A 19,345-nucleotide genomic window follows, 5' to 3' on the forward strand; every position below is an offset into this window, starting at 1 on the left:
GTACTCAAGAGGATTGGTGCCAGTTTATCGACCCCCGCCCCCAGTCGAGAATACCGTGGGGAGGTCTGCCTCCGGACGGGGCAATTGGCACCCCTGTGCTTAAACATCAGAGGCAGTTGCCTGCAGCGGGTGCCATTGAGCACCGACAGAGAAAACCTATTATTAAGGAAAGACAATGACAGCAAACCATCCCGTCGCCCTGATAACCGGCGCCGCCCGCCGCATCGGCGCACAGATCGCCGAGACTCTGCACCGGGCTGATTTCAACGTGGTGCTGCACTACAGAAACTCCGCCACCGCCGCCGAACAACTCGCCGCCACCTTCAACCAGCGGCGACCGGACTCCGCCATTTGCCTGGCAGCCGATCTGTGCCAATCGACACAAGTGCAGCACTTGGCAGAACAGAGCCAGACGCAATGGGGTCGTGTAGACGCGCTGATCAACAACGCCTCGAGCTTCTATCCCACACCTATCGGCAGCGCCACCGAGGCACAGTGGGACGACCTGCTCGGCAGCAACGTAAAGGCGCCCTTCTTTCTCAGCCAGGCCCTGGCAGCGGCGCTGACCCGACAGCGGGGCGCCATTATCAATATCGCCGATATTCACGCCGACAGACCACTGGCCGAACACACGGTTTACTGCATCGCAAAGGCGGGCAACGTCATGCTGACCCAGTCGCTGGCCCGGGAACTGGCGCCGGCGGTGCGGGTAAACGGCATTGCCCCCGGCGCGATTCTCTGGCCCGAGCAGGCCGCTGAGCTCAGTGACGACGGCAAACAGAAAGTTCTCGGCCGCGTGCCCCTGGCGCGGCCCGGCGCGCCGGCGGATATCGCCGCTACGGTGCTGTTCCTATTGACCGGCGCCCCCTATATCACCGGCCAGGTCATTGCCGTGGACGGGGGGCGTTCGCTCACTTGAGCGCCGCCCGGGAGAACTGCTGCCCGCGCCAGCTGAAATCCGCAATCCAGAGCTGTTGCCGGCGCTTGTCGTAGCGCTCCCAAAGCTCACCGTAGGAGCACTTGAGAACCGGGTGCAGTACCTGCGGCGCTATCTCCGCCAGCGGCCAGAGCACAAATGCGTTTTTGGTCACCTCATCGCGGGGCAGTGCAACGCCGTCGACCGTGCCGGCGACATCGCCGTAGGTCAGAATATCGATATCGAGCGTGCGGGAACTGAAGCGGGGCCCGTCGCGCCGGCGCCCGTTGGCGGTCTCGATATGCCGCAACTGCCCCGCCAGTTCACCCACCCCGAGCGAAGTATCGATGCCCGCCACCAGATTGAAAAAGTTATCTCCGGCAAACCCCACCGCCTCGCTTTCATAGACCGACGACAGCAGCAGCTCGCCGTAGGTCTGGTGCAGTGCGTCCAGGCAGGCACTGATATGCCTGTGACGATCGATGTTACTGCCGATACTGAGATACACCCGGGCCATCACCACACCTCTACTGTGCGGCACCGGCCAGCTTGTCGCCGCGCTCGATCAGGATCCCCACATCCCGCGAACCCCGCAGCGCCCCCGGCTTACTCAGGCGCAGGCGCAGCCAACTGACCCCGAATTCCTGCCGCACGATCGCCGCCACCTGCTCGGCCAGGGTCTCCACCAGTTGAAACTGGCTGTCCTCTATAAAGGCGATCAGGCGCTTGGCCACCGCCTTGTAGTCCAGCGCATGCTGGATATCGTCGGTCTGTGCCGCGGGGCGAATGTCCGTCGCCATCTCCAAATCCAGGCTGACCCGCTGTTTCACCTCCCGCTCCCAGTCAAAAATACCGATGATCGTTTCGACCTGAAGGTCTCTGATATAGACAATATCCATACTCACGTCCGCACTATTTGTCATTTATCGGGTGAACCTGCCATTCATGGAGCCGAAAGCTCAGCTACTCGCAGCAGGGGTGCCGGTCAACGCCGGCAGACTTTCCAGCGACCAGCGCGGCTTGACCGTCACCCCCAGATCGTCGCGCTGGCCGGCCAGCAGCCGCTGGCAACCGGCATAAGCAATCATGGCGCCGTTGTCGGTGCAAAACTCCTGGCGCGCGTAGTAGACCCGCCCGCCGGCTTTTGCCAGGGCCGCCTCCAGCACCGCCCGCAGCCGCACATTGGCGGAGACGCCGCCGGCGATAATCAGGGTACTCAGCCCGGTCTGCTCGAGCGCCCGCCGGCATTTGATTGCCAGTGTCTGCACCACCGCCTCTTGAAACGCATGGGCGATGTCGGCGCAGGTCTGCTGGTCCGGCAGACCGTCGGCCCCGGCGTGCTCCGCGACTGTATTGAGGGTAAATGTCTTCAGGCCACTGAAGCTGAAATCCAGGCCCGGTCGATCGGTCATGGGGCGGGGAAATACAAAGCGCCCGGCGGCCCCCTGCTGCGCCAGCCTGGCGATATGCGGACCGCCGGGATAGTCCAGATCGAGCATTTTGGCCGCTTTGTCAAAGGCCTCGCCGGCGGCGTCATCCAGGGACTCACCGAGCAGCTCATAGACGCCGATACCGTCCACCCTGACCAGTTGCGTATGTCCCCCGGAGACCAGCAGCGCCACAAACGGGAAGGCGGGCGGCTGCGCCTCCAACATCGGTGCCAGCAAGTGACCCTCCATATGGTGCACACCGATAGCCGGCACATCCCACGCATAGGCCAGCGCCCGCCCGGCGCAGGCACCTACCATAAGTGCCCCAATCAGGCCCGGACCGGCAGTATAGGCGACCGCATCGACTTCGTTCGCCTCACTGCCAGCCTCGGACAGCAGGCGCTTTACCAAGGGCAGCAATTTGCGCACATGGTCCCGGGACGCCAGCTCCGGCACCACCCCACCGTACTCGGCGTGCAGCTTCACCTGGCTGTAAAGGCAGTGACCGAGCAGCCCGCGCTCACTGTCGTAGAGCGCCAGCCCGGTTTCATCGCAGGAGGTCTCTATCCCCAAAACGCGCATACACCTACCTCGTATATTGAGTCGTTATCCGGCTCCCAGTGATACCCTTGCCCCGGCGACCGGTAACAAACAAAGGCCGCCGGCCTTGCTTTTAGCCGGCATGATAATCGAAACCCGTATCATTAGCCTCCCCCATGCACCAAATTATCTGTCCAATGCCGAACGGCTCGCTTTAGGCAACCGCTTTCGCGTCGAGCGCCTACTTGTTGTTGGTGATGTACGTGGGCGAAACCGTGCCAATTGACCGGCCTGGGCGCTTGCAGCCAGCGCGCTAAGTGTATAGAATTTGCGCCCCTTAGATTGCGAGAAGTCACGGGGCGGACCCGGCAGCGGGCGGCGAGACTTCTGGCGCGAATGAACTCATACAAGGTAACAGCATGCCTTCGGTAAAACTGAAAGAAAACGAGCCTTTTGATATTGCGCTGCGCCGTTTCAAGCGCTCCTGCGAAAAAGCCGGTGTCCTGGCGGAAGTGCGGCGCCGCGAATTCTACGAAAAGCCGACCGCTATTCGCAAGCGCAAGGCCGCTGCCGCGGTAAAACGCCACGCCAAGAAAATGCAGCGCGAAACCCGCAAGTTCCAGCGCCTGTATTAATCCCCGACCTGTCGCGACACCCGGTGTGCGGCTTTATCCGGGCTTTCACCGCTAGCTGCCCCCGCCCGAACGGGGCCGAACCGAAGCGAGAACGACCATGGCCGACGCTGAGCTAAAACAACGTATCACCACTGCCATGAAAGATGCCATGCGCGCCAAAGACAAGCCGCGCCTGGGCGTTATCCGCCTGATCCTGGCGGAATTCAAGCGCATTGAGGTGGACGAGCGCATCGACCTCGACGAACCCCGTATTCTCGCCGTGCTGGATAAAATGGCCAAACAGCGCCGCGACTCCGCCCGCCAGTACACCGATGCTGGCCGCACCGACCTGGCCGAGCAGGAAGACTTCGAGATAGGTGTCATTCAGGAATTTCTGCCGGCAGCCCTGGGCGACGCCGAACTGAACACCATTATCGCCGCCGCGATCACCGACAGCGGTGCCACCAGCGCCCGGGATATGGGCAAGGTGATGGGATTGGTCAAACCCCAGGTGCAGGGACGAGCCGATATGGGCGCCGTCAGCCGGATCGTCAAAGAGCAACTTGCCGCTCAGGCTTGATGGTTTACGACAGCCTCTAAAACCGCAATCACCAGCCCACCGCTCCCTCGCTTGCAGCAAAGGGATTGCCGGCCCGAATGGCGCTGCTGATGCGAAAGAGAAACCCAACGCTCAAAAAAAGCAGCCCACGGCAAATCCGCGGTAACAACGGGCTCAACGCATCGGACGACGCCAAAGAAAAGCCTTCGCAGTGACGTTGACCGCAGGCCCGACGCCCCCAAACTCACCGCCTTGACGTGCTCTCGGCCTGTTGTTAGCTAGCGCCACGAGCCTCTGCCGGTGCGCTGTAAACTCCACCCTGTAACCTGTAAACTCACGCTATGTCCTCCCGAATCCCGCAAACCTTCATCGATGATCTGCTCGATCGGGTCGATATCGTCGAGGTAATCGACACGCGGGTAAAACTGAAAAAAAGCGGCAAAAACTACAGCGCCTGCTGCCCGTTCCACGACGAGAAAACCCCGTCTTTCACCGTCAGTCCGGACAAACAGTTCTACTACTGCTTCGGTTGCGGCGCCAGTGGCAACGCCATCGGGTTTGTTATCGACTATGAACGCCTGAGCTTTCCGGAGGCGGTCGATAGTCTGGCCCGGCTCAGCGGCCTGGAAGTACCTCGCGAAGCCCGGGAGGTCTCACCCGAGGATAACGATCGCAAGCGCATCTACCAGCTGCTGACAAAATCCGACCAGTACTACCGCCTGCAATTGCGCCGTCATCCGCAGCGGGCCGAGCCGGTCGACTACCTGAAGGGACGCGGCCTCAGCGGCGAGATCGCCCGCGACTTCGGTATCGGCTACGCGCCGCCCGGGTGGGACAATCTGCTGCGGGAACTGGGCACCGGCAAGGAGGAAAAGCGCCTGCTGACCAGCGCCGGCATGCTGATCGACCGGGAAGCGGACCGCAAGTGCTACGATCGCTTTCGCCACCGTATCATGTTCCCCATTCACGACACCCGCGGCCGGGTTATCGGCTTCGGCGGCCGGGTGCTGGGAGACGATAAACCCAAATACCTGAACTCGCCGGAAACGCCGGTGTTCCACAAAGGCCTCGAACTCTACGGCCTTTATCAGGCGCGCCAGGCCTATCGCGAACTGCCGCGGCTGTTGGTGGTGGAGGGGTATATGGACGTGGTGGCCCTGGCCCAGTTCGGCATCCGTTATGCCGTTGCCACCCTGGGCACCGCCTGTGGCGCCGAGCACCTGCGGCGCGCCTTCAAGTACACCGCCGAAGTGGTGTTTTGCTTCGACGGCGACAGCGCCGGTCGCACTGCCGCGCGACGGGCGCTGGAGAGCGCCCTGCCCACCATGGAGGACGGCCGCCAGGTCAAGTTTCTGTTCCTGCCGGAAGGGGAGGACCCCGATACACTGATCCGGCAGGTGGGGGCGGAGAAATTCGCCCGCATGATCGACAACGCCCTGCCACTGGAGGAATTCCTGTTCAATGCGGTGGCCGAGGGGCTGGATATTCAGTCCATGGAAGGCCGCGCCCGCCTCAGCAAGCTGGCCGCCCCGCTGTTGGGACGCATTCCCAAAGGCGTATTTCGCGAACTGATGTTCGACAGCCTTGCCAACCGCACCGGCCTGAGCAGAGACACCCTGTCCGAACTGATAACGGCGAGCCCCGAGTCACCGCCCGCTGACCTGCACCAACCCGAGGCGGCGGTACCGGACCCGGCGCCGGCCGCACCCGCCAACGCGCCTGCCGCGGCGCAAGCCACCGCGCCGCCCGCTGCGACCCGGGAGCCGGGCCCGTTAAAGCGCCAGCCCCGCAACCGCAGCGGGCACCAGGTACGGCTGCCACCACAGAAAATGATCAGTGTGCTGCTGCTCCAGCACCCTGAACTGGCTCGGGAGCTCGAAGACACGGCCTGCTACCGCGATGCCGAAGATGATGATCTGGCCTTATTTGCCGAACTGGCGGGCCTGCTGCAAAAGAACCCCAACTACACTATCGGCGGTATTTTGGGTTACTGGATGGCAGCCCACGGGGCGCAGGCCACCGCGGCGCTGGCTGAACTGGCCGGCAACCACATGCCCGCCAGCGCCCGCCAGCTCCACCATTTCGACCCTCAAACCGAGTTTCGCGACAGCCTGGCCAAAATCCACGCCCTGCTGGATGCCCGCCAGCACCGGCTGCTATTGGAAAAAGTCAAAAGTAGCGCCTTTAATCAACTCAGTGAGGACGACAAACAGCGCACCCGGGAACTGCTCGCCAAGTACAAAAAATAACCCGCTTTATTCTCGTAAAAAGCCCTATAAACGGCTTGAATTCCTAGAATGAAACGCAATATATGCGCTATAATCGCCCGTTTTATGTCCACCTACCACCCCCAGGACCTCGAATGCCCGAAAACAACGTCCAGCAACAGTCTCGTATCAAAGAGTTAATTGCCCGCGGCAGGGAGCAGGGCTATCTGACGTATGCTGAAGTTAACGACCACCTCCCGGAAGATATCTCCGATCCCGACCAGGTCGAAGACATCATCCAAATGATAAACGATATGGGTATTCAGGTGTACGAAGTCGCACCGGATGCCGATACGCTGCTGATGACCGATGGCGATGCCTCGGCCGATGAAATTGCCGCGGCCGAAGCCGCCGCCGCCCTGGCTGCGGTGGAGACCGAAGCCGGTCGCACCACCGACCCGGTGCGTATGTATATGCGCGAAATGGGCACCGTGGAACTGCTGACCCGCGAAGGTGAAATCGCCATCGCCAAGCGCATTGAGGAGGGGGTGCGCGAGCTGATGCACGCCCTGGCGTTCTGGCCCGGCGCGGTCAGGGGTATCATCGACGAATACGATCTGGTCGATAAAGAAGAACGGCGGCTGCCCGATGTTATCAGCGGCTGGCTGGACCCCTCTGACGACGTGCCCTCCCCGATTCCCGCCAGTACCGAGGTGGTCGCCGACGCGACCGACGACGACGATGACGACGAGACCACCAACGGCGTCGACCCGGAAGAGGCCAAGCAGCGCTTTGGCGAACTGAAAAAACAGCACGTCAAAGCCGATAAAGCCATCGCCAAATACGGTCGCGACAGCAAGCAGGCCGGCAAAGAGCTGGAAGCCCTGGGCGAGCTGTTCAAGTATTTCAAGCTGCCCCCGCGCCAGTTCGACCCGCTCTACACTTATGTACGCGGGGTACTCGACCGCGTGCGGCAGGAAGAGCGCGGCGTGATGGCCCTGTGTGTGCGCAACGCCAAAATGCCGCGCAAGACCTTTATCAAGGAATTTCCGGGCAACGAAATCAACGAGGAGTGGATTCCGGAGATCATCCGCAAAAAACGCGACTACTCCGAGGCCCTGCGCCCGGTGGTGGACGAAATCATCCGCTCCCAGCGCAAGCTGCAACAGCTCGAGGAAGAGGCCGGGCTGGAACTGTCGGCCATCAAGGAAATCAACCGTCGCATGTCGATCGGCGAAGCCCGCGCCCGGCGTGCCAAGAAGGAAATGGTGGAAGCCAACCTGCGCCTGGTGATTTCCATTGCCAAGAAATATACCAACCGCGGCCTGCAGTTTCTCGACCTGATCCAGGAAGGCAATATCGGCTTGATGAAAGCGGTCGACAAATTCGAATACCGCCGCGGTTACAAGTTTTCCACCTATGCAACCTGGTGGATTCGCCAGGCCATCACCCGCTCCATCGCCGACCAGGCCCGCACTATCCGGATTCCGGTGCATATGATTGAGACCATCAACAAGCTCAACCGGGTATCGCGCCAGATGCTGCAGGAAATGGGCCGCGAGCCAACGCCGGAAGAACTGGGCGAGCGCATGGAAATGCCGGAAGACAAGGTGCGCAAAGTCTTGAAAATCGCCAAGGAACCCATCTCCATGGAGACCCCCATCGGCGACGATGAAGACTCGCATCTAGGTGACTTTATTGAAGACAGCACCATAGTGTCGCCGGTGGAATCGGCCACCGGTGAAGGTCTTACCGAGTCGACCCGGGAAGTACTGGCAGGGCTCACCGCCAGGGAAGCCAAGGTGCTGCGTATGCGTTTTGGGATCGATATGAACACCGATCACACCCTCGAAGAGGTGGGCAAACAGTTCGATGTCACCCGCGAGCGCATTCGCCAGATCGAAGCCAAGGCGCTGCGCAAACTGCGCCACCCTTCGCGCTCGGATCACCTGCGCAGCTTTCTCGACGAGTAGGCTCCCCTGTGATAAAAAGGTCGGTCGTTACCGGCCTTTTTTATTGCCGATTCAACACCCACCCCAGCACCTATCCCGGTATCGACCCAGGGGCCAACGCTTATGAACGTTTACGACGATAACAGTTTAACCATCGGCAAGAGCCCGCTGGTCAAAATCCAGCGTATCTCTGTTGCCGACACCAACATCTACGCCAAAATCGAAAGCCGCAACCCCGCCAGCTCGGTGAAGTGTCGCATCGGCGCCAGTATGATCTGGCAGGCGGAAAAGGACGGCAGCCTCAAGCCCGGCATGGCGATTATCGAGCCCACCAGCGGCAATACCGGTATCGCCCTGTGTTTCGTCGCCGCCTCGCGGGGCTATCCGATCACTCTGACCATGCCCGACACCATGAGTCTGGAGCGACGCCAGACCATGAAAGCGCTGGGCGCCGAGATCGTGCTCACCGACGGCGCCAAGGGTATGAACGGCGCTATCGCCAAAGCCCGGGAAATTGCCGCCGCCGACCCGCAGCGCTACTTTATGCCGGGCCAGTTCGACAACCCCGCCAATCCGGCCATTCACGCTCAGACCACCGGCCCGGAAATCTGGGAGGATACCGATGGTGAGGTCGACGTGCTGGTCAGCGGTGTGGGCACTGGCGGCACCTTGACGGGCATCTGCCGCTATATCAAGGGGGAGCGGGGTAAGGCCATTACTGCGGTTGCCGTCGAACCCACCTCGACCACCATGATCAGCGCCGCTAAAAAAGGCGAGGAGCCGACCCATGCACCCCACAAGATTCAGGGAATTGGCGCCGGTTTCCTGCCCGCCAACCTGGACCTGGAGATGGTCGACCAGGTGGAGCAGGTCAGCAACGAGGAGGCCATTGAGTGGGCGCACAAGCTGATGCAGCGGGAGGGTATCCTGGCGGGTATCTCCAGCGGCGCGGCCATGGCCGCCGCCGATCGCGTCGCCCGCCAGCCCCGGCACCGGGGCAAAAACATCGTGGTGATACTGCCCGACTCCGCCGAGCGCTACCTCTCTACGGTGCTGTTTGAAGGCCGCTTCACCGACAACGAAACGGTACAATAACCGGCGGCGCGGGCTGGCATCGGTGCGGCCGGCGCCGTATAATGCGCGGCTCGCGCTGGTAATTACACCACGCTTTTCAGAAGAACACGGGCCCGTAGCTCAGTTGGTTAGAGCATCCGACTCATAATCGGCAGGTCGACAGTTCAAGTCTGTCCGGGCCCACCATCTATCAATGGCGATACACTCGTCTCTACCAATATCGGTGAACGCTCACCCCAAGATGTCCGGCGACACCATAGACCACAATCGGAGCCCGAACATCCCGTGGTGCAAACCGTCCCGGCAAAAAACGCGCTCACCCAACGCGACTACCCCCACTATATAAAGTACATGGGCTCGAAGTCGAAAATCATGGACTTTGTGCTCACCGGTATCAATGCCGTCTACCGCGGCGGTTATGTCTGCGATTTGTTTGCCGGGAGTGCATCCCTGTGCGGTGCCGCGGGCGATCGGGTACCGATTCACTCCAACGATATACAACATTACTCCTCCATACTCGCCGCCGCCTATCTGACGGCCTGGCGATCAAATGAATGTCCCGGCGTCGACACTGTGATTGCGCAAGCGACCGATATTGTCGAGGCAAACAAACGGCAACTTGGCCTGGATATCTACTACCACGCAGATATGCAGCTGGAAGAATTCAACGCCATCGAACTACTGCAACAATCTTTTATTGAGCAATCATTTACACGCCCGTGGCACCTTTTCCTACAATACTATTCAGGCACCTGGTGGTCGGCGCAGCAGTGCCTGTGGATCGATGCATTGCGCCAGGTCGCCGAGCGCTACCGCCAGCAACCTTGCTATCCGGTTATCCTGTCGGCGCTGATGTTTGCCATGGCATATACCAGTCAGGGCACGGGACACTACGCGCAATACCGGGATGCCAAAACACAGACCTCGATGCAGGATATATTGATTTACCGGCGCCGTGACCTGAGTGTCTATTTCGCAAAAAAATTCGCTGAAGTCATGAACAGCCTGCCGGCAACAGCGACCCGCATCCCGCATAAAATCACCGCACTGGATTTCGCCGCCTGCCTGCAGGAGCTTGAGGGCGGCACCGTCTACGCCGACCCGCCCTACTGCTTCGTGCACTACAGCCGCTTTTATCACGCTATCGAGACACTGGTGTTATACGATTACCCGCAAATCCAACAAAAAAACGGCATCCAGGTTAAAGGCCGCTATCGTGAAAACCGCCATCAATCGCCGTTTTGTATCCGCACCCTGGTCAAACCCGCGTTCGAAACGCTTTTCAAAGGCATAAAAAAGTGCGGTGCCAACCTTGTTCTCAGTTACAGTAACACCGGGCTGATCACCATCGACGAGTTGGGCGAGTTGGCCAGCAAAACACTGGACCGACCGACCATCGAAATACTGACAAAAGACCACCAACATATGACACTCGGCCGCCAGTACGACCGGCACCGTGAGGTCGAGGAATGTCTACTGTTGATTACCTAGGGGTAACTGATGGAACCGCAGCGCCCAATCACTTGGCTCGGTTCCCACAGCGCGATATCTCCCCCATAAAGGCCTTTGGACCGGCAACTGGGAAGTGGTCGACAGATAAACACAATACCTAACTATTCAACACAACCGGCGCGTCGTAAATCAGTTTAATGGCATCACGGTAGGTGTCGATCTGCCCCGCCAGCGTATTTTTGCCAGCGACGGTAGATAGTGTAATTCCGCCGTTGAGTATCGACAAAAACATATCCGACAGGGTACCGTGATCTGTCGGCAGACGTGGCGAATAACACCTTTCGATAGCCTGCAGCGTACCGATCAGGCGTTCTCTCAATCTATCGACGGACTTTTTCAACATTTGCTTCAACTCACTGCCGAACTCGTGGTTTTCATAGATGCAACCGGCCACGATACTGACTACACGAAAGTCATCTTCCGGTATATCCTTAAGCGTGCCGGAGATATCGTCGAGTAATTTGAACATGCGCTGCAACGGATCATCGGAAAAAGCATCGGCCTGTCCGAACCAGATGTCCAGCGCTCGATCGATATTATCGAGGTAGCTTTCCACCAGTTCCTTGGCCAAGTCGTTCTTGGCCTTGAAGTGGTAAAAAAAACCACCTTTTGTAATATGCGATTCAAGCAGTATGTCGTGGATTGAGGTACTCGAATAACCCTTCCTGTTGATCAAGGTATGTGCCGCTCTCAATATACGCTTGCGGGTGTTTATCCTTCTGTCTGCATACATTTTTCTGCCTCTGTCTACGCTTGTATGGTCATAACGGGTTTTTAGGAATTTCTGTACTGTCCACAGCAGCCATCGTATCGGCAATCACGGATGCCGGGCATCACTGAAGTCCGACGCATCTCTGGCGCTGCTGATGACAACTGCCCGACCGCTTGCCGGAACCTTTACGACAGCCACCACAGCAACGCGGGTTAGTGAAGGTTTCATTGCAAATGCTCCTTGTGTTCCTGCTGGTGCGTCTATGCAAAACTGCCAACCGGCGTTTTGGGCAGGGGCCGGCTCAAAGGCAATGCCCATCTGGTATCACAGCGTCGCGCGATAAATCAGGACATGGAAAATGCCAAACATCTCACAAATAAAAAGCGGACCGGCTTGCCCGGCCCGCTCTGAGGGGTCGACAACACGCCGGCCTAAGCACGCCGGCCTAAGCACGCCGACCCTGCATATAAAACCAGCGCGGCCTGGCTACCTTGCGCAACCGCCGGCCGGCTTTTTTGTCCTGCCGAATAAACACCGGCCCCTGATCGACGCTCTCGAAGCAAAATTGCCGCGGCAGGCTGCTGTAGAGAGACTTGGGCGGTTTATCACCACGCAGTCCTTTCAGCACAGCACCGGTATCGAAGCTGTGATAATAAATCCGCCCGATACCCACTTCGTCTACCAGAAAGCCAATGGCCGCATTTAACAGTGCCTCGTGCCAGAGTTTACTGTGCTCGGCCAACTCCCGCAGGTAATCTGTGGCCCGATCCACGTAGACCCTGGTGCCGAAGAAGTCGAAGTGTATCTCTCCAGCCCTGGCAGCCATTTGACATTCGCGACTCAAATAATGGATCTGCCGCAGCCAGTCGGTTTGAATCTCCTCGATCAATGCCTCATCGGTAACCAAGTCCAAATCAATCCTGGCCCAACCCAGTGTCAGGCGCCGGGTGGAGATAGGATGACAATGATATTGAAACAGGTTCACATCAGCGGCCACACCGTACCGATAAGCTTGATCGTGCCGATTGCTAAAGTTCATCTGCAATACCAGGTTGGCACCGGGGCGCGATACCTGGTGATAACCATAGGCTTTATCGTGTCCCCAGGTATCCAGGGTCAGGACATAAACCTGGCTGTCTTGAGGCCAGGCACCGCTCAGGGCGTCCGCTGTCAAGGTGCCGTCACCGCAGTGACTCAGGAGAGCTTTAAGCACCGGCTTATCCAGCAGTTTACCGAATCGGGTTTTTTTCAAAGCCGACAGCCGCACAGCACCGGCACCGTTCATATGGCGCTGCAACAGGCAGACCGCATAGTGATCTTTGTAATAGTGATACAGTGTCCGCTCACCGGCCAGGCAATGGACAATTTCTTTTGCCAGTTTGCTATCCATAACATTGACTCTTTTAAAAGACGCGAGCGCTCCCAGGCAAGCAATACAGCTGCCGCCGCATCGGAATACGATCGCTCAATAGCTAAAGCACGATTGCACGAATTGAAAGTTGGGCAGACACCACCGCGCCCGGGACTAATGCCCAGGGCTTAACAAGACAGTGTTGCAAATATCTATCGGATCGGGTTATCCGAACTGCGAACTGGCAGCGAGGCCCAACAAAGTGACAACATAATTTCTATCAAACATTTGAGCCTCCTGATTTTGGCGAGGTTATAAACGGGGGCGCACTATAGACAGATTTTGCCGCCACTGCAAGCGACGGCCCTAACCGGGAGAGAAAACCATAATATGTCCCCCAGAGCCCACCTGACACAGGTCACCGAGACCAGCCCACCCATAGTGATGGATCACCGGTTTCAAACGTCTACTTCAGAGTCGCATCGTCTCTCTGCGTATGGCCACTATGGATACCGATCACAACTGCCTGCTGTTTTCCAGCCCGCTGGTAAGCGCGGGCACGTTCGATTGCCCGGTGACGGCGCCCGACTTCACCAACACCGGCCCCATCGACGACTATCTGCTGGCATTTCCCCGCACGGCGGTAAAAATCCGCCACCGGGAGATGCGCCGGGCGATTGTTGCCGACCCGAATATCGTCACCATTTACAACAAAGGCCAGGAGTACGAGCGCTACCCCCTGTCGCCCTACGGCGATCGCTGCGACTGGTTGACGGTTTGCCCGGCGACAGTGTGCGAAATGCTGAACAGTCTCGGTGTTCGCCAAACAGGCGACCCGGATCGGTTGTTCCAGGTCACTCACAGCATGAGTTCGCCTGCCGCCTACGCGTCGTTACGGCGGCTGATCGCCGACCTGCACCGCCACCCGGCAACCGATGCCGTAGCGGTCGAGGAAACCGTATTGCGCATCTTCCAACACACCTTATGTGCAGCCTATGCAGAGCGCGGCCCCGCAATGCCGAAACGCCGGGCGACCGGTGCAAAACATAGCGAGTTGGTCCGGCAGACCTGCGAGCTGTTGGCCACCCGCTACACCGACCCTCTGTCTGTGGCGCTGCTGGCCCGGGAAGTAAATACCAGTGCCTACCATCTCTGTCGCGTATTCCGCCGCCTGACCGGGGCCACGATTCACTGCTATCTCACCCAACTGCGCCTGCGCGCCTCGCTGCAGGCAGTATCGGAGCCCCGCAGCGATCTGGCCACCCTCGGGATTAATCTGGGATTTTCCGATCACAGCCACTTTTCACAATCGTTTCGCAAAGCCTTTGGTATCACACCGTCTGAATACCGCCGCACCTGTCGGGTCACAGAACCGCGGCAGCTCAGTCTGCACTGAAATTGAAAACAAGCAAGATTTTCATAGTTTGAGCGCAGCACCCCCACTAAGCTGTGCCAGCGCCTCTCACTCATTGCAGGCGCCGTCCACCAACCACCAATCTCAAGCCTGAAGCCAAACACGGGGGTGTCTATGAACATAAAAAGCGTAGTACAGTCATCATTGCCGGCGGGCTTGCTGCTGCTCGGCGCCGCCTGCTCGCTGGCGGACAGCGACCATGAGAGTCTGATTCCCCAACTGGGATCAACGCCGGCAGCCACGGTCACAGCGCCGGGTACACCGGCAACCCCGTTTGTCGAAGCGGACGTGGAAGTACTGCTGACCCTGACCGGTGAGCAAACCGGGGACAATTTCGGTTGGGTGGCCGAAGACCTCGGCGATATCAACGGCGACGGCGCCAATGACTTCATCGTTACCGCGCCGTCTTTCAAGACCAACCTGCCGTTTTCCGCCGGCAAGTTTTATGTCTACTCCGGTGCCGAGGGCAAGTTACTCAACAGCGTTACCAGCCCCGGCGTGCCACTGCTCGGCTACAGCGCCAAAGACGCCGGTGACGTCGACGGCGACGGCATCACTGACTATGTCGTCGGCTCGTTTTCCAGTGTTATGGTGTTCTCCGGCGCCACCCACGCCATAGTGCAGCAGTGGTTCCGGCCCGGCGAATTTTTCGGCGCCTCAGTGGCCGGCGTCGGCGACCTCGACAGCGACGGCTTTGACGATCTGGTCGTCGGCGCCACCTACGCCGGTAAACGCGCCGCCAACCGCGGGCGGGTCTATGCCTACTCCGGCCGCACCGGTGAACTATTGTGGCGGCGCAGCGGCCGCCGTGCCGGCGACCAGTTGGGCACCGCTCTGGGCCGGCTCGGCGACGTCAACTACGACGGTATACCGGATATCGTCGCCGGCGCCCGCGGTGCCGGCCGCCGCGAAGAGGGGCGCGCCTATGTGTTGTCGGGCAAGAACGGCCGGCGCCTGCACACCCTGAGACCGATAGGCGAGCCGGGGCTGACCGGTGACACCGCCGGCGTGGTGGCGGGCACCTTCGCTGTCTTCCATGCTTTCGGTGTCGGTGATATCGACAGCGACGGGGTGGCGGATATCTACATCGGCGACTATAACGCCCGGCGCGAGGATACCGACGGCACCGGACGCGGCTATCTGTTTTCCGGCTACACCGGCAGACGCCTGCATGTATTCGAGGCGGAAAACCTCGGCGATGGTCTGGGGCCGGCGCGGGGCGTCGGCGATGTGGATCACGACGGCATTAACGATATTTTCGTTGCCGCCTACACGTTCACCGGCGGCAGCTTTGCCGGTAAAGGCTACCTCTACTCAGGTGCCGAGCGGCGCCTGCTGCGCACTATGACCGGCGCGGCAAGCGGCCAATTGCTCGGCGTGGACGCCCTGGGTGTCGGCGATGTCAACCGCGACGGCCTCACCGATTATCTGCTCACCGGCAGCGGCATTCTGCATCTGATCGCCGGGCAGGCGCATCGGTGACACAAAAGGCTGATTCGGCGCCGCACTATATAAGCGAGGACGTAGAAGAGTGCGATATTTACCTAATCTTCTTTCGGAAAACTGCCTGGCAGTTTGATGTCAATCTCTTCCGAGGAGTTATCTGCCATATTATTTCGACTTATTCGCTGAAGAGCACCTTGAGCGACTAACATGCCGGTACTGAAAGTTGCGTCTGAAGCTTTGTCATATAGTTTATTTTTCGCCTTATCTTGCATTGAAGGCGGAGGAGCTTGCGACGTCAACATATCTTTAATCTCGGCCTCCTGCTCAGGTAATGTTGCAGGCATTAACGGGAGGTCATGAGTCTTTCTGTCCAGTTCAGGTGGTAAATCCGGGAGGCTGGGTAAATATGGGCCAGCGGCCCTCACGGCGCCATTCAGAAACATCCCGGCGGTGTCAACTGTGGTATGAAATGCCGCCAAGTCCCGTGTATCTCTCAATCTTTGCCGGTGTTCTTCCGGGGCTTTTCTAAGCTTTTCCAATGCATTTTGTGCTTGCTTTGAAAAACGCCTACCCTCACTGTTTTCCGGCTTAACTTCTTCGGCTTCATCCTTTTCGATGGGCAACGCACCGGGCATCGTAAGATCTGGAGTATCACTCGACAACGGATTTTTAATGGTTTCAACTCGGGCTATTTCATCACGCAAACCGCTTGCTATAAATGCTCCCCTCGCAGCTTGCGCGGCTATAGAAGGAACCGTTTTTTCCGCTATCGTATAAGCCGTGTCGGCTGTTGTGGAAGTTATATAATTGTCCGTTCTATTCTTAACGGTGCTGGCAGATTGCTTGAGATGCGTGCCGGCCTTTTCAATGCGCTGGCCGGTTCCGGCTACTGCGGACTTTAAACTTTTCCCAGCATTCTTTATTCTTCCCGGGTTAGCACGGCGATCTACCGCTTGCGTACTCTCTTTCTTACCACCGTTGTCTCTGCGGGGTAAAAGATGTGCCTTTTGTAAACCAGACGAAAGTGTAGTGCGAAAATCCACGACCGCAGCCTATAAAATCTGTGTATTTTAACAAGAGAATCCCTTCTTTATATTCCTAATAAGTAGCGCTATGGCCAGTTTAGTTCCAGGTATCAGCGGCGATAGGCAATCTCGATAAAGCTCCGGGTATTCTCCGGTGTCAACCCGGGTTGGCCTCTATCGGCGCGGATCAAAACGTGAGGGGTCGTGTAATAAGCTTCCATATGCGACAAAATGGCGAAGCCCGGCGGCATGCTTTCCATCAGTATATGTTCACCGCCCGGCAGCTCTTTGTATTCAAAGTTCGGCAGTTGTTGCCGGTAAAACGCCAGCACTTTCTCCACGGTGTCGGGTGAGGCAAAGGTGGCGGCCGGCAACTGTCCGGCCTGCCCCATAATGCTCGGGTCTAACGCGTGCATCATAATTTTGCTGTTGGCGTAAACCGGCAGCGTCACCTGGTCCTCGGTGCCCTGGCTGGCCCGGGACACCTTGGCCATCATCTCGGCGAGTTGTTGCTGCTGGCGATCCATTTTCGCCTCCGACAGCGCCATGATACGCCGGCGCTGCGCCGCGGACAGTTCGCCGCCACCGGCGGCGTCCATAATGGCATCCACTTCGCGGTCATACTCGTCACGGTTAAAGGCTGCCAATTCGTCTTCCAGTGCGTGTTGCTGTTGTTCGAGCTTGGCCAACTGCCGTTCGAGCACCGCCAGTTGGCGCTCGTCGGCGGCGCTCAGCTCGCCTTTTTCGGTGAGCGAGCGGTAGCTTCTGCGCAAGCTTCCGGCGTGCCGTTCCAACTTCTCAGCCTGCGCCATCAGCTTGTCTTCAGGACTCCTGCAAACCTCGACCTGGGTCTGGGTGCGATCCAGCGTGCGCAGCATATGCGGTTCGATACAGGCGCCGAAAGCCGTCATAAAATCCGTCGCCCGGCGAACTTCGCCGCTCGCGTAACAGGCGTCGACAGCGCCGCGGTAGCTGTCCAGAAACGTCTTCTTCGGCACATCGAGGCAGACAGCCGTTTCGTAGAAATCTTCATTTTGCTGTGCCATCTTCACCATCATATCGATAGCGGACCTGGGAGGAACTTCGGCAATAGCGGGCGCGACCAGCAACACGGCTGCGGCCACAAGGGTCGTTTTCATGAGTGGTTACACCCTGGTATTACAAATAGGATTACAGCCGGTTCACCCGCTGAGGGGGAAAGCGATACATGCTGGCGCATTATATGAAAGGCAGCGCGGTGGCGATGTGAATCCTCTCACAGTCCAGAGTGACATCGCCTCAAGTCACACGATGCGCAGTCAGACCAGAATGGAGGCCGCCAAGCCACCCCCAACCGATGAAAGAAAAACCAAGCTACTGCTTGTCAACCCGCACATTCATTTTCCGGGCACGCCGTTTCCACAACCGGCGCGCAAGTTTCTGCATGTCCTCGGTTTTATCGCCCTCGTCGATAATCTCCAGCCCGAGCAGCGTCTCGAGCACATCCTCAAGTGTTAAAATCCCTTCCATACCGCCGTATTCATCCACCACCAGCATGATGTGGGCACGCCGCTTGAGAAACTCCTCGAAGGCCCGGGACAGGGAGATGGAGGGAGAAACCGCATTTAACTCCCGGCGGTAATTTTTCACCTTGCCGGTGCCGTCGGTGTTGACGTGAGCCTCGAGCAAATCGCTGCGCAGCACAAAGCCGGTCACTTTTTCATGGTCACCGGCGTAAATGGGGACACGCGAAAAGCGCGCGTTGTTATAGTTGGTAAAGTAATCTGCAACAGTGGTGTCCTCCGGCAGCGAGAACACCACAGTGCGCGGCGTCATGACATCCTTGACCCGCGTTTCACGCAAGCGCAGCAGATTTTTCAGCATCTCCGATTCCCGCCGCGCCAGCTGGCCCTCATCGACACTGAGTTCCGCCATGGCGGCGAACTCGTGGCGGCTAAACCCTTTCAGGGTCGGCTCGTTGGCCAGTCCCTGGGTCAGCTTTTTGGAGAGCTTCACAAACGGGTACAACGCCAGGATCAAGTACTTGAGACCGTAGGCGGTAATCGGGGCCAACCTGCGCCAGTAATGGGCCCCCAGGGTTTTCGGGATGATCTCGGAAAAAACCAGTATCAACAGCGTCAAGATCGCCGAGGTTATGCCCACGTAGCCACTGCCGAATACCACCGTGGACTGGGCCCCGACACCGGCAGCACCTACCGTATGGGCAATGGTGTTGAGGGTGAGAATCGCCGCCAGGGGACTGTGTACATCGTCTTTCAGGCGCCGCAGCAGCCGCCCGGAGGGCTTCTTGTTCTTCTCCAGCAGCGCGATATGAGGGGTAGTCACACTCAGCAGCACCGCCTCGGCAATGGAGCAGAGGAAGGAAAAACCAATGGCGACAAACAGGTAGGTAAAGAGCAGTACCATAGTGATAAATCAGAATGACCTCTTGGAAAGCCCTGCCCTTTATTATGCGTGGGTGCCTATTCAAGCAAATCCCAGCGCCACTGTCACCACCCGAACCGGGAATTTCAGCCCGCCCATCGGTTCCGCCGCAGCGGCGCTGGCACGCCTTACTTCATTGCTGCCGGCGTGATAGTTTTGTGATTATTAA

18 protein-coding genes and 1 tRNA gene are annotated in these 19,345 nt (G+C 58.6%); 10 read left to right on the forward strand and 9 right to left on the reverse strand.

Annotated elements, in window-relative coordinates; genetic code table 11:
• Positions 1-175 precede the first annotated feature (175 nt).
• Entirely contained in the window at positions 176-919 is a 744-nt protein-coding gene (locus tag FKG94_RS19325) for a pteridine reductase (protein WP_142928575.1), read from the forward strand.
• Here the strand turns inward: FKG94_RS19325 and folK are convergent.
• Genes folK through tsaD form a run of 3 tightly spaced genes read right to left on the reverse strand, consistent with a single transcriptional unit; the run spans position 912 to position 2,928 of the window.
• Positions 912-1,457 carry a 2-amino-4-hydroxy-6-hydroxymethyldihydropteridine diphosphokinase gene (gene folK, locus FKG94_RS19330; RefSeq protein ID WP_342779103.1) on the reverse strand — a complete coding sequence of 182 codons (546 nt, stop codon included), beginning with the start codon at positions 1,455-1,457 and terminating at the stop codon, positions 912-914. The two genes, FKG94_RS19325 and folK, sit on opposite strands and share 8 nt — an antisense overlap.
• A complete protein-coding gene (folB, locus tag FKG94_RS19335; protein ID WP_142928638.1) occupies positions 1,444-1,815 on the reverse strand; it encodes a dihydroneopterin aldolase in 372 nt (123 codons plus the stop codon). The genes folK and folB overlap by 14 nt, the downstream gene beginning before the upstream one ends.
• Positions 1,816-1,875: 60 nt before the next feature.
• Entirely contained in the window at positions 1,876-2,928 is a 1,053-nt protein-coding gene (gene tsaD / locus FKG94_RS19340) for a tRNA (adenosine(37)-N6)-threonylcarbamoyltransferase complex transferase subunit TsaD (protein ID WP_142928576.1), read from the reverse strand.
• A gap of 377 nt (positions 2,929-3,305) precedes the next feature.
• Between tsaD and rpsU the strand changes: the two genes are divergently transcribed.
• The 7 genes from rpsU (at position 3,306) to FKG94_RS19375 (ending at position 10,783) form a co-directional block, all read left to right on the forward strand.
• On the forward strand, positions 3,306-3,521 hold the full coding sequence (gene rpsU / locus FKG94_RS19345) for a 30S ribosomal protein S21 (protein ID WP_142928577.1): 216 nt from the start codon (positions 3,306-3,308) through the stop codon (positions 3,519-3,521).
• 97 nt (positions 3,522-3,618) lie between these two features.
• Positions 3,619-4,080, forward strand: coding sequence for a GatB/YqeY domain-containing protein (locus FKG94_RS19350; RefSeq protein WP_142928578.1), 462 nt, complete (start codon positions 3,619-3,621; stop codon positions 4,078-4,080).
• 320 nt (positions 4,081-4,400) lie between these two features.
• The gene (gene dnaG, locus FKG94_RS19355) at positions 4,401-6,308 is read left to right on the forward strand and encodes a DNA primase (RefSeq protein ID WP_142928579.1); all 1,908 of its coding nucleotides are present in this window, start codon (positions 4,401-4,403) and stop codon (positions 6,306-6,308) included.
• A 113-nt stretch (positions 6,309-6,421) separates the two neighbouring features.
• Positions 6,422-8,239, forward strand: a complete 1,818-nt coding sequence (gene rpoD / locus FKG94_RS19360; protein WP_142928580.1) for an RNA polymerase sigma factor RpoD — start codon at positions 6,422-6,424, stop codon at positions 8,237-8,239.
• A gap of 102 nt (positions 8,240-8,341) precedes the next feature.
• A complete protein-coding gene (gene cysK / locus FKG94_RS19365; protein ID WP_142928581.1) occupies positions 8,342-9,313 on the forward strand; it encodes a cysteine synthase A in 972 nt (323 codons plus the stop codon).
• A gap of 88 nt (positions 9,314-9,401) precedes the next feature.
• A tRNA-Ile gene (locus tag FKG94_RS19370) sits at positions 9,402-9,478 on the forward strand.
• Positions 9,479-9,577: 99 nt separating this feature from the next.
• Entirely contained in the window at positions 9,578-10,783 is a 1,206-nt protein-coding gene (locus FKG94_RS19375; protein ID WP_218943585.1) for a DNA adenine methylase, read from the forward strand.
• Positions 10,784-10,901: 118 nt separating this feature from the next.
• Here the strand turns inward: FKG94_RS19375 and FKG94_RS19380 are convergent, their stop codons facing one another.
• From FKG94_RS19380 to FKG94_RS19385, 3 genes are all read right to left on the reverse strand, one after another.
• Positions 10,902-11,537 (reverse strand): TetR/AcrR family transcriptional regulator, encoded by a 636-nt coding sequence (locus FKG94_RS19380; protein ID WP_142928582.1) that lies wholly within the window; start codon positions 11,535-11,537, stop codon positions 10,902-10,904.
• Between the two features lie 84 nt (positions 11,538-11,621).
• Positions 11,622-11,744, reverse strand: a complete 123-nt coding sequence (locus FKG94_RS29390) for a hypothetical protein (RefSeq protein ID WP_281284264.1) — start codon at positions 11,742-11,744, stop codon at positions 11,622-11,624.
• 217 nt (positions 11,745-11,961) lie between these two features.
• Positions 11,962-12,906 (reverse strand): hypothetical protein, encoded by a 945-nt coding sequence (locus tag FKG94_RS19385; protein WP_142928583.1) that lies wholly within the window; start codon positions 12,904-12,906, stop codon positions 11,962-11,964.
• A gap of 466 nt (positions 12,907-13,372) precedes the next feature.
• Here FKG94_RS19385 and FKG94_RS19390 point away from each other — a divergent pair, with 466 nt between their 5' ends.
• Positions 13,373-14,263 (forward strand): AraC family transcriptional regulator, encoded by an 891-nt coding sequence (locus FKG94_RS19390; RefSeq protein ID WP_179957724.1) that lies wholly within the window; start codon positions 13,373-13,375, stop codon positions 14,261-14,263.
• A gap of 132 nt (positions 14,264-14,395) precedes the next feature.
• Positions 14,396-15,763 carry a VCBS repeat-containing protein gene (locus tag FKG94_RS19395; RefSeq protein ID WP_142928585.1) on the forward strand — a complete coding sequence of 456 codons (1,368 nt, stop codon included), beginning with the start codon at positions 14,396-14,398 and terminating at the stop codon, positions 15,761-15,763.
• A 62-nt stretch (positions 15,764-15,825) separates the two neighbouring features.
• On the opposite strand, the gene FKG94_RS19400 is transcribed toward FKG94_RS19395, so the two are convergent.
• The 3 genes from FKG94_RS19400 to FKG94_RS19410 all read right to left on the reverse strand — a co-directional run bounded on the left by FKG94_RS19400 (position 15,826) and on the right by FKG94_RS19410 (position 19,158).
• A complete protein-coding gene (locus tag FKG94_RS19400; RefSeq protein ID WP_142928586.1) occupies positions 15,826-16,770 on the reverse strand; it encodes a hypothetical protein in 945 nt (314 codons plus the stop codon).
• A 92-nt stretch (positions 16,771-16,862) separates the two neighbouring features.
• Positions 16,863-17,891, reverse strand: a complete 1,029-nt coding sequence (locus tag FKG94_RS19405; RefSeq protein ID WP_142928587.1) for a hypothetical protein — start codon at positions 17,889-17,891, stop codon at positions 16,863-16,865.
• Positions 17,892-18,105: 214 nt separating this feature from the next.
• Positions 18,106-19,158, reverse strand: a complete 1,053-nt coding sequence (locus FKG94_RS19410) for a CNNM domain-containing protein (RefSeq protein WP_142928588.1) — start codon at positions 19,156-19,158, stop codon at positions 18,106-18,108.
• Positions 19,159-19,345 lie beyond the last annotated feature (187 nt).

The organism is Exilibacterium tricleocarpae (genome assembly GCF_007004655.1).
In the GTDB taxonomy this organism is placed as follows: Bacteria; Pseudomonadota; Gammaproteobacteria; order Pseudomonadales; family Cellvibrionaceae; genus Exilibacterium; species Exilibacterium tricleocarpae.